Below are 10,156 nucleotides of genomic sequence, written 5' to 3'. Positions count from 1 at the left end.
CCGCCGGTAATTTTAGTATACAGGCCATATTTTTTGGCAACCTGGCCCAATACGATCAGCTTGTCAGGGGTTATCTCGCCGCCCGGTACACGTGGCACTACCGAGTAAGTACCGCCTTTTTGTATGTGGCAACGGCGGTTCAAAACCACAGCATGCACAATTACTGGCTACGGATATTGACAGCAAAACCTGCATTAAATACCTGGACAGGTTCCTGATGTTTTATATAAAAACTGCTGATCCGCTTACCCGTACAGCAACGTGGCTCAATAAAATGGAGGGCGGCATTGATTACCTGAAAAATGTGGTGATAAATGATAGCCTGGGCATTGCCGAACAATTGGACGAAGAAATGCAGGCACTGGTAGATACCTATCATTGCGAATGGAAAGAGGTGGTTGAAAGTCCTGAGTTGCGCAAACGTTTTCAACACTTTGTTAATGCACCACAGGACAAGGATCCCAGTATTAAGTTTGAACCTATGCGTGAGCAGGTTAAAGCGAGTTGGTAATATAAATAAAAACCCTTGTCATTTCGAACGAGGTACGAGGAGAAATCTTATACATCAGATGGGCATCGGATGTCGTCGTATAAGATTTCTCACTGCGTTTCGAAATGACAATAAAATAAAATAAAATTATGAAAACAACAGTTGCAACAATTGAATGGATATTGGCCTGCTACACCGATGATGTGCCCGAAAACGGCGGGGTTTGCATGAAACATGGTTTGGAGCAAATTGCCATTTATAATTTTAAGCGCCGTAATGAGTGGTTTGCTACGCAAAACTTATGTCCGCATAAACAGCAAATGGTTTTATCGCGTGGGATGATAGGTAGCGCGGGCGAAGATTGTGAACCAAAGGTAGCTTGTCCTTTTCATAAAAAAACATTTTCCTTGTTAAGCGGCGAATGTTTAAGTGGTGAAGATTATCAAATTAAAACTTACCCGGTTAAGGTTGAGGATGGAAAAGTATACGTAGGCATTACCGGCATTATTTAGTATGCCGGTAATGTTTATTTAGTCCTGCGTTAATTTTATAAGCTTTTCGTTGTTAGCAATAGTAATTCTCTTTCCCGAAAGTATCAGCATTTTTTCATTTACCAGTTCGTTTATCACCCTAAAAACTGTTTCGTAAGTGGCGCCGGCAAATGAGGCCAGGTCCTGGCGGCTCAATTCAATATTAATATACCCCTCTTCGGTTTCTCCAAATTGATCCCTTAATATAATTAATGATTCGGCAACACGTCCCTTTACAGACATGTGCGCCAGATTACGCATTTTTCTTTCTGATTCGCGTAACTCATCAGCAAAAAACTGCAGTAGTTTATAGGTGAATTCGCTGTTTACTTTTAGGGTAGCTTCAAAAAAATCCATATCTATATATCCCACAACACCATTTTGTAAAGCCGTGGCCGATATAGGGTATATAGGTGGTTTTCCCATGCCCCGATGGCCTAATATAGCGCCTTCTTTGGCAAAACGCACTATCAGTTCCTTATCTGCATCCCAGCGTTTATGTACCTTAACATAGCCACTGTTTACAAAAAATATACCTGTTACCGGGTGGCCTTCTTTAAATATTAGTTCGCCTTTTTTTACTTTAAAGTTCTTTTTATGCTCTAATATTGCCGGAAGCCACTCTTTTAAAACGTTTTTACACAAAAAACAATGATTTGTGTCACACCCAAAGCTACTTTTTTTCATTATCGTTCAAAATTCATGTATGTTTCACAATAATAATCATAAATTGACAATAAAAACAATAAAATATAGCATATTTTATAAATTTTTATAAAGTTTTATGTGATTTTGCGCAGATTTTCTAACAAAAACTGAAATATTGGCAAATTTTAATGCAAATATTTAACAATTAATCATTAAAATATTTACGATTTTAATATTTTACTATTAAAATGTCATTATTTATTTTAAAAATTGATAAAAATAAATATCGAATGTGATTTAAGTTATAAAAATTGAGTTAAATGATAAAATAGTTAGGTTTATAGTCCAAAATCGGATATATTTATAACAACAAAACAATCATTTAACTAAAAAAAGGATTATATGGAGAAAAAAAATACTAATAAATAAAAAAACCCTGTCGGGAGGTCGCATTCCCGGACAGGGCAAACAGTTTTACAGCTTTAACAACTTAAAAACCATTTCAAATGTACAAAAATGAATCAAATCAAAACATTGTTATCCGGGCTTTGGCATTATTACTTATCTGCTGCTCATTTACAGCATCAGCACAGCTATCGCTTACCGGACAAATCAGGTCGAGGGCGGAACTTCGCGATGGTTATGGTACGCTGCAGCCCATCGGCAACAGCAACGCATTTTTCATCTCGCAACGCACAAGGCTAACATTTAATTACAAGTCCAGCAGGCTTATATTTCAAACATCTTTACAAGATGTGCGGCTTTGGGGGCAGGATGCCTCAACCATAAGCCTTGCCGACGGCAGTAAATTAGGTGTGCATGAAGCCTGGGCCGAAATTATATTGTCAAATAAAACTGATAAGGATTTTAAAATATCGCCGGTAGATTATTTCGCCGTAAAAATTGGTAGGCAGGAATTATCCTATGATGACGAAAGGCTGCTTGGCGCTACAGATTGGATAGCTCAGGCCCGGCAGCATGACGCCATTGTATTAAAAATGCTAAATAAAGGCTGGCAACTTGATCTGGGTGCTGCCTTTAACCAAAACACAGATGCTACAAATTATAATGGTACTTATTATGTAGCGGGCAACGTATCGCCAACCGTAAAGGATAGCCAGGGCAATTTAGTGAATACCCCTGCCGGCCTCATACCATTGGTAAATGCGGCAGGCATAAGTTCAAAAACAGGTAACCCGTCATTTATCAACCCACCGGGTACAAACGGGCTTAACCAGAACTACAAATCACTTCAATATTTATATGTGGCCAAAAAAATAGATAAAACCAGGATATCTGCACTGTTATTAGCGGACGAATTTGGCAAGTATCGCCTTGACTCTGTTAAAAACACATCGGGCACCGATGTTGGCTATGTATATGGCCGCCGGTTTGATCTATCGGGCGCTAATACCCGCATCACTACCGGTTTATTGATCAACCCGGTATTTGGTGCAAAAAATCAATGGAAATTAAATGGCGGCTTTTATTATCAGGGCGGGCATGATAAGGATGGGTTAACGTTAAGCGCCTATACCTCTACGTTATCGGCCATATACAGTCCTGCCAAATTTGCCTACACCGCCGGTTGGGATTATTTATCAGGCAATGATGCATTCTCTACATCAACTACCAACCATCGGTTTGACCCGCTATACGGTACCCCGCATAAGTTTTGGGGTTATATGGATTATTTTTATGCGGTTAGCGGCGCGCCAAACGGCGGTTTAAGCAATCCTTACTTAAAGGTGAAATATACATCGGCCAATGCACGGTTAAGCACCGAACTGGCAAACCACTATTTTTACCTGGCTCAAAACCAAAAAAGCACAGCCGGACAGGCCATTGATAAATACCTGGGCACCGAGTTTGACCTTACTACCAGCTATAAGCTTAATAAAATCACCACGGTTGATCTTGGCTTATCCTACATGGCTGCTACAAGCAGTATGGAATATGCTAAAAATATTACACCGGGTACCGCGCATCTTAGCCCGGTATGGGCCTACCTGCAACTCAACATTAAACCTGATTTCTTAAATAAATAACCCTTAACTTAAAGTATCATGGAAAAGCAATTAACTAAACTCAATATATTTTCGGCCAGCGGCATCCAAATGAAAACCTTCCACATTACGTGGCTAATGTTTTTTGTATGCTTTTTTGGCTGGTTTGGCCTGGCGCCATTAATGCCTACTATACGCCAGGATCTGCACCTTACTAAAGGGCAGGTAGGTAATACTATTATAGCATCAGTAGCAGCAACTATTATAGCACGCCTTTTTATAGGTAAACTTTGCGATACCTGGGGGCCGCGCAAAACAGCAGTAAGATTATTACTGGTAGGCAGTATCCCGGTATTTTTGGTGGGGTTAGCGCATGACTATACCAGCTTTTTATTGTTCCGTTTGGCTATTGGCGTTATAGGTGCATCATTTGTTATTACGCAGTTTCATACGTCAATGATGTTTGCGCCAAACATAAAAGGAACTGCCAACGCGGTAACCGGCGGCTGGGGCAACCTGGGCGGTGGTGTAACCAACATGGTAATGCCATTAATATTTGCAGCCATCGTAGGCTTTGGTTATACTAAAGCCGAAGCGTGGCGCTATGCCATGATAGTACCGGGCGTAATGATGCTGGCCATAGCATATATATACTATAAATACACCAAAGACACCCCTAACGGCAACTATGACGAGATAGGTCATACCGCACATGCCAATAAAAAAACAGACTGGTCTGTATTAGCCGACTGGCGCATATGGGCCCTTACTATAGCTTATGCGATGTGCTTTGGCATGGAGCTTACCTTTGATAACGTAGCTTCTTTGCATTTTGTTGATAATTTTCACCTTTCGCAAAGCTCGGCAGGTTTTTGGGCCGGCATATTTGGTTTCATGAACATTTTTGCACGCGCGCTGGGCGGCATAGCCTCTGATAAGGTAGGCAGCAAATTTGGCATGAAGGGCAAAGGTTTGCTATTGGCAGGGGTTTTATTACTGGAAGGCTGCGGCTTGCTTTTATTTGCACAGGCAGGCTCATTGCTTGTTGCCATTATCTGTATGCTAACGTTCGCCTTGTTCCTAAAAATGTCAAACGGTGCCACTTATGGTATTGTGCCTTTTATTAATACTAAAAATGTAGGCCTTGTTAGCGGCATAGTGGGAGCAGGTGGTAACCTGGGTGGTATGCTATTTGGCTTCTTGTTCAAATCAACCACTATTACTTATGTTGAGGCGTTTACCTATATAGGATATATTATTATAGTAGTATCGGTAATTATACTGATTACCCGTTTTACCGCAAAACCCGAAACAATTGAAGAAACTGACAGCAGCATTGCTGTCGCATAGCTACTAATTACTACCTGATGTCAACATCTAATAAGCGCTTATTAAACACCACAACCTCAACCTGCAGTTACTGCGGTGTAGGTTGTGGTGTGCTTATTGGCAAGGATAAGAACGATACTATTACGCTGGAAGGCGATAAAAATCACCCGGTAAATAAAGGGATGCTTTGCAGTAAAGGCTTAAATTTGCACTATACCGTTAATGATAAAAGCGACAGGCTGTTGTATCCGCAAATGCGGTATAACAAAAGCATGCCCAAGCAACGTGTTAGCTGGGACGAAGCTTTAGAGCGTACCGCCGCAGTATTTAAAACTTTTATTGATAAATACGGTCCCGATTCGGTGGCATTTTATGCTTCGGGGCAATGTTTAACCGAAGAATATTATGTTATAAATAAGCTGATAAAGGGATTTATAGGCAGCAATAATATTGATACCAACTCGCGCTTATGCATGAGCAGCGCCGTTGCGGGTTATAAAATGGCTTTGGGCGAAGATAGTGTGCCCGGCTGTTATGACGATATTGAACTGGCCGATTGCTTTTACGTTACCGGGGCCAACCCGGCCTGGTGCCACCCTATTTTATGGCGACGTGTTGAAGCGCATAAGGCGGCTAACCCCAATACCAAAATCATTATAGTTGACCCAAGGGTTACTGATAGCTGCTCCATAGCCGACCTGCACCTGCAATTAAATCCGGGCACGGATGTTACCCTTAACCATGCTATAGGTCGTGTATTGATAGAGAATGGCGACATTGACATTGATTTTGTGACCGACCATGCCGAAGGTTTTGAAGCCTATAGCAAGATGGTTTTTGAAAGAACCTTAGCAGAATCATCTGATATTTGTGGCGTTAGCGAAGCTGATATCCGCCTCGCAGCAAAATATATTGGCGAGGCCAAAGGGTTTATCAGTATGTGGACGATGGGGCTTAACCAAAGCAGCATTGGTGTAAATAAAAACCTGAGCCTTATAAACCTCAACTTAATAACCGGGCATATTGGTAAACCGGGGTCGGGACCGTTCTCATTAACAGGGCAGCCAAACGCTATGGGTGGCCGCGAGGTAGGTGGCTTATCAAACCTGCTCCCTGCGCATCGCGATTTAGCCAATGCAGATCATCGTGCCGAAGTTGAAAAATTTTGGGGTGGTACAACCATCAATCCGCAACCGGGATTAACCGCTACCGAAATGTTTGAGGCACTGAATGATGGCCGCCTTAAAGCAATATGGATACTATGTACCAACCCGGTAACCAGTTTACCCAATGCCCGTATGGTTGAAGAAGGGTTAAAGAAAGCCAAATTTGTAGTGGTGCAGGAGATAAGCAACAAGCCCGAAACCCTGCAATATGCCGATGTGATACTACCCGCCGCGGGCTGGGCCGAAAAAGAAGGCACCATGACCAACTCCGAGCGCCGCATAAGCTATTTAAATAAAGTAATAGATGCCCCCGGCGAGGCATTACCTGATGCCGAAATCATCTGTCGCTTTGCGCAAAAAATGGGTTATAAAGGTTTTGATTTTGCCGGGCCGGCTGATATTTATGCCGAACATGCCCGTCTTACTGCCAAAACTAATATTGACATTAGTGGCTTAAATTATGAGATACTTAAAGAATTAAAAACCGTACAATGGCCGTATAAAAAACGCGGCCCGGTAAAAGGCACACCACGCTTGTTTACCGATAAACAATTTTATACACCATCGCAAAAAGCTATAATAAGCCCGGTTGCTGATACGCTTACCAGCGAGTTGCCCAATAAAGATTATCCGTTTATCCTTACCACGGGCCGTATACGCGACCAATGGCATACCATGAGTAAAACCGGCAAGGTAAACAAGCTCAATCAGCATGTTAAGGAAGCTTTTTTAGAGATGCATCCTGATGATGCGCTGGTTTTAAACTTAAACGAGGGCGACCTTGCCGTAATAACCTCGCGCCGTGGTGAGGTGCGGGTCAAAGCAAAAATATCAACTACCATAAAAAAAGGCGTGGTGTTTTTGCCCATGCACTGGGGCAAAATTTTAAACAGCGATCTGAACCGTGCCAACAATATTACCAGTACTTTGGTAGATCCGATATCAAAAGAACCTGATTTTAAATATTGTGCAGTTAACGTAGTTAAATATAAAAAACCCGCACAGCGTGTGGTGGTGGTTGGCGCAGGCGCGGGTGCATTTGGCTTTGTAAAAAGCTACCGTGAGTTGAACCGGGACGATGAGATCATCATCTTCAGTAAAGAAAACCACCCGTTTTATAACCGTGTTATGCTGCCCGACTACATTAGCGGCGAGCAAAAATGGGAGCAGTTGGTAAAAATGACCGACGAGGAAGAGCCGGAATATAATATCAAAATGTATCGTGGTGTTACCGTTGATAAAATTGACCGCGAAAACAAATTTGTAATAGACTCAAGAGGGATAAAAACCACGTACGATATTTTGCTGCTGGCTACCGGCAGCCGTGCATCAGTGCCTAAAAACGTACCTGCCCTGCCAGGCATATTTACCATGCGTAACCGTAATGATGCCGATAACTTTAAAAAGCATATTTCGCCGAACGGGCATGTGGTAATTGTAGGTGGTGGTTTGCTGGGGTTGGAGATGGCGGCATCGCTGCGCGAAATTGGCATTAAAATAACCATTGTACAGCGGGTATCGCGCTTTTTGAACAGACAATTAGACGAGTTGGGTAGCCGCTTACTGCACGAGGAAATGGTTGATCAGGGTTGTGATATTTATTATGATGACGAAGTGCAGCTATTTTACGGCCGCTCAAAACTAACAGGGGTTGGTTTAAAAAGCGGGCGCAAAATAAACTGCGACGCCATGATATTGGCCATTGGTACCACACCAAATTTAGAAATTGCAAAGGACAGCGGACTGGCTTGTAAACGCGGCGTTATAGTAAACCAGCGTATGCAAACCAGCGATCCTGATGTATTTGCCATTGGCGAGATTGCCGAGTTTGAGGGCACCTTATACGGCATAACTGCCGCCGCCGAACAACAGGCCGAGGTAATGGCCCGCTTTATAAGCGGCGATATAGCCAGCTATTACAAAGGCAGCCTGTTTATGAATATTATTAAAATCCATGGGTTTGATCTATGCAGCATAGGTTTGTCTGAAAGTCCGGATGATATAAATTACGAAGAGATAGTTTTTATAGATAAAGCCAAACGCTACTATAAAAAATGCATCATTCATCAGGACAGGCTGGTGGGCACTATTTTAGTGGGCGACAAGAGCGAGTTCCAGGAGTTTAGAGAACTGATAGCCAACAAAACCGAGCTTAGCGAAAAACGCCTGTCGTTATTGCGCAGCGGTAAGCAAGCCGAGCCTGTATTGGGCAAACTGGTTTGCAGCTGTAATAATGTAGGTGCCGATAATATCCGCAAAAAAGTGGCCGAGGGTTGCAATACCTTAAATGATGTTTGCAGCGCTACCGGGGCCGGCACAGGTTGCGGGTCGTGCAAGCCGGAGGTTAAACGCCTGTTGGATGAAGCATTGCAAAAATTAACCCAGGTAACGGTATGAAAAAGAAAAGCGAACACCTGATAAAAATTAACTTGCCGGGCGGCGTAATATCTGCCGGGGATATGTACGAGATATTGCTCATTGCCGAGAGAGCCGAGGCAAGGCATATTCGCTTGGGTAACCGCCAGCAATTGTATTTTACCATAGGGGCCGAATACCTTGAGGATCTGGAAAACGATATGCTAAGTGCCGAGATAGCTTTTGAACTGGATGCCGATAACTACCCCAACATTCTAAGCTCGTACGTTACCGATACCGTTTTCAATTATGAGAACTGGGTAAAAGAGGGTGTTTATAAAGATATTTTTGATGGCTTTAACCATAAACCCACGCTTAAAATAAACGTGGTGGATAGCAACCAAACGTTCGCCCCATTTTTTACGGGGAACTTGAATTTTATTTCTTCGGATATTAGCAATTACTGGTACCTGTATATCCGCTTCCCCAAAACCAATATCCTGTATTGCTGGCCCACGCTGGTATACTCGGACGATGTGGCAAGTATCAGCAAATGTATTGAGGAGGTAATCTTCGCTAATAAAAATATGTTTTATGATCAGGCCAAGGTTAACTCGGCCTTTTTACACAAGCTGGTAACCAGTAAGGGGAATTTTGTAATGCAACCTATTATTCAGCCGCTAAAAATTCCTGATTTTCAGTTACCCTATTACGAAGGTTTTAACCGCTATGGCAACAAGCAATGGCTGGGTATTTACCGCCGTGATGAATTGTTTGCGATTGACTTTTTGAAGGATATTTGCGCGCTATGTATGCAAACACGGGTTGGCCAGCTATATACAACCCCGTGGAAATCGCTTTTAATAAAAGGCATTGAGCAAAAGGACAGAGATAGCTGGGGTGTTATTCTCAATAAATACCGTATTAACGTGCGCCATGCCGCAAACGAACTGAACTGGCAGATAGAGGATGCCTGCGATTACTGCCTCGACCTTAAAAAACAACTGGTACGTGATTTTGAAGATGCCGACCTGCGTACCTACCGCTTATCGTTCGCTATAAAAAAACAACCTAAAACCGGGTTGTGCGGGTCGATAGTGTTAAAAAAATTGGAAGGCGAATTTTTTGAGATACAGCATACCAAAGATTTTAACCCAAACTCTAAAGACACCATTGTTTATCGCCCAAACGTTGCCAAAAGCGATTTAAGCAAGCATTTAATTGAACTGTGCAATTGGTTTTACAGCCTTAAAAGCAATGCAAGTGTTAATACCGGCATAACCGAAGAAACTGTTGAAGAAACAGTTGTTGCTACCCACCAGGTACATCAATGTAAAAATTGCCTTAGTGTTTATGACGAAGCCTACGGCGATCAGATAAATGGCATAGCCCCGGGTACACCATTTGAAAACTTAGCTGAATACTGCTGTCCAACCTGCGACTCGCCGAAAGAGGATTTCGTGGTGGTGAATTTGGCTAAAGCCATTCCTATTTAACTGCACTCAGTTTGCAGAGGCCAACGGCAATGATAAATAGAAGCATAATTCATTGTCGTTTACGCTTAAAGGGCAACGCTATAACTATGCCTTCCAAAAAAAGTGAAAAAAGTTCTTGACTCTTACCCTGCGTCAT

General features: G+C 42.5%; 8 protein-coding genes. 6 read left to right on the top strand and 2 right to left on the bottom strand.

The window, feature by feature from the left end:
- Positions 1 to 98 (bottom strand): hypothetical protein (locus tag ABI367_RS00815; protein ID WP_462231021.1); only part of this gene is annotated, 98 nt, incomplete at its 3' end.
- On the opposite strand from ABI367_RS00815, the gene ABI367_RS00810 reads away from it, so the two are divergent.
- Both ABI367_RS00810 and nirD read left to right on the top strand, forming a co-directional pair.
- On the top strand, positions 92 to 511 hold the full coding sequence (locus tag ABI367_RS00810) for a hypothetical protein (protein WP_462231019.1): 420 nt from the start codon (positions 92 to 94) through the stop codon (positions 509 to 511). The two genes, ABI367_RS00815 and ABI367_RS00810, sit on opposite strands and share 7 nt — an antisense overlap.
- Positions 512 to 639: 128 nt before the next feature.
- On the top strand, positions 640 to 1,002 hold the full coding sequence (nirD, locus tag ABI367_RS00805) for a nitrite reductase small subunit NirD (protein ID WP_462231017.1): 363 nt from the start codon (positions 640 to 642) through the stop codon (positions 1,000 to 1,002).
- Positions 1,003 to 1,020: 18 nt separating this feature from the next.
- Here the strand turns inward: nirD and ABI367_RS00800 are convergent, their stop codons facing one another.
- Positions 1,021 to 1,665 carry a Crp/Fnr family transcriptional regulator gene (locus ABI367_RS00800; RefSeq protein ID WP_462231015.1) on the bottom strand — a complete coding sequence of 215 codons (645 nt, stop codon included), beginning with the start codon at positions 1,663 to 1,665 and terminating at the stop codon, positions 1,021 to 1,023.
- Positions 1,666 to 2,174: 509 nt separating this feature from the next.
- Here ABI367_RS00800 and ABI367_RS00795 point away from each other — a divergent pair.
- Genes ABI367_RS00795 through ABI367_RS00780 form a run of 4 tightly spaced genes read left to right on the top strand, consistent with a single transcriptional unit; the run spans position 2,175 to position 10,020 of the window.
- Complete coding sequence (locus tag ABI367_RS00795; RefSeq protein WP_462231013.1) at positions 2,175 to 3,716, top strand: alginate export family protein; 1,542 nt, start codon at positions 2,175 to 2,177, stop codon at positions 3,714 to 3,716.
- Between the two features lie 18 nt (positions 3,717 to 3,734).
- On the top strand, positions 3,735 to 5,024 hold the full coding sequence (locus ABI367_RS00790) for an MFS transporter (protein WP_462231011.1): 1,290 nt from the start codon (positions 3,735 to 3,737) through the stop codon (positions 5,022 to 5,024).
- 17 nt (positions 5,025 to 5,041) lie between these two features.
- A complete protein-coding gene (locus tag ABI367_RS00785; RefSeq protein ID WP_462231009.1) occupies positions 5,042 to 8,566 on the top strand; it encodes a molybdopterin-dependent oxidoreductase in 3,525 nt (1,174 codons plus the stop codon).
- On the top strand, positions 8,563 to 10,020 hold the full coding sequence (locus ABI367_RS00780) for a rubredoxin (protein WP_462231007.1): 1,458 nt from the start codon (positions 8,563 to 8,565) through the stop codon (positions 10,018 to 10,020). The genes ABI367_RS00785 and ABI367_RS00780 overlap by 4 nt, the downstream gene beginning before the upstream one ends.
- Positions 10,021 to 10,156 lie beyond the last annotated feature (136 nt).

Source organism: Mucilaginibacter sp. (assembly GCF_039935595.1).
Lineage (GTDB): Bacteria > Bacteroidota > Bacteroidia > Sphingobacteriales > Sphingobacteriaceae > Mucilaginibacter.
The sequence above is the reverse complement of the archived record's forward strand: the minus strand, read 5'-3'. Positions and strand labels throughout refer to the sequence as shown.

Bases quoted from the DNA above. Each gene is read 5' to 3' on its own strand.
- nirD (WP_462231017.1), top strand. From the start codon at position 640: ATGAAAACAACAGTTGCAACAATTGAATGGATATTGGCCTGCTACACC.
- ABI367_RS00795 (WP_462231013.1), top strand. From the start codon at position 2,175: ATGTACAAAAATGAATCAAATCAAAACATTGTTATCCGGGCTTTGGCA.
- ABI367_RS00790 (WP_462231011.1), top strand. From the start codon at position 3,735: ATGGAAAAGCAATTAACTAAACTCAATATATTTTCGGCCAGCGGCATC.
- ABI367_RS00785 (WP_462231009.1), top strand. From the start codon at position 5,042: ATGTCAACATCTAATAAGCGCTTATTAAACACCACAACCTCAACCTGC.
- ABI367_RS00780 (WP_462231007.1), top strand. From the start codon at position 8,563: ATGAAAAAGAAAAGCGAACACCTGATAAAAATTAACTTGCCGGGCGGC.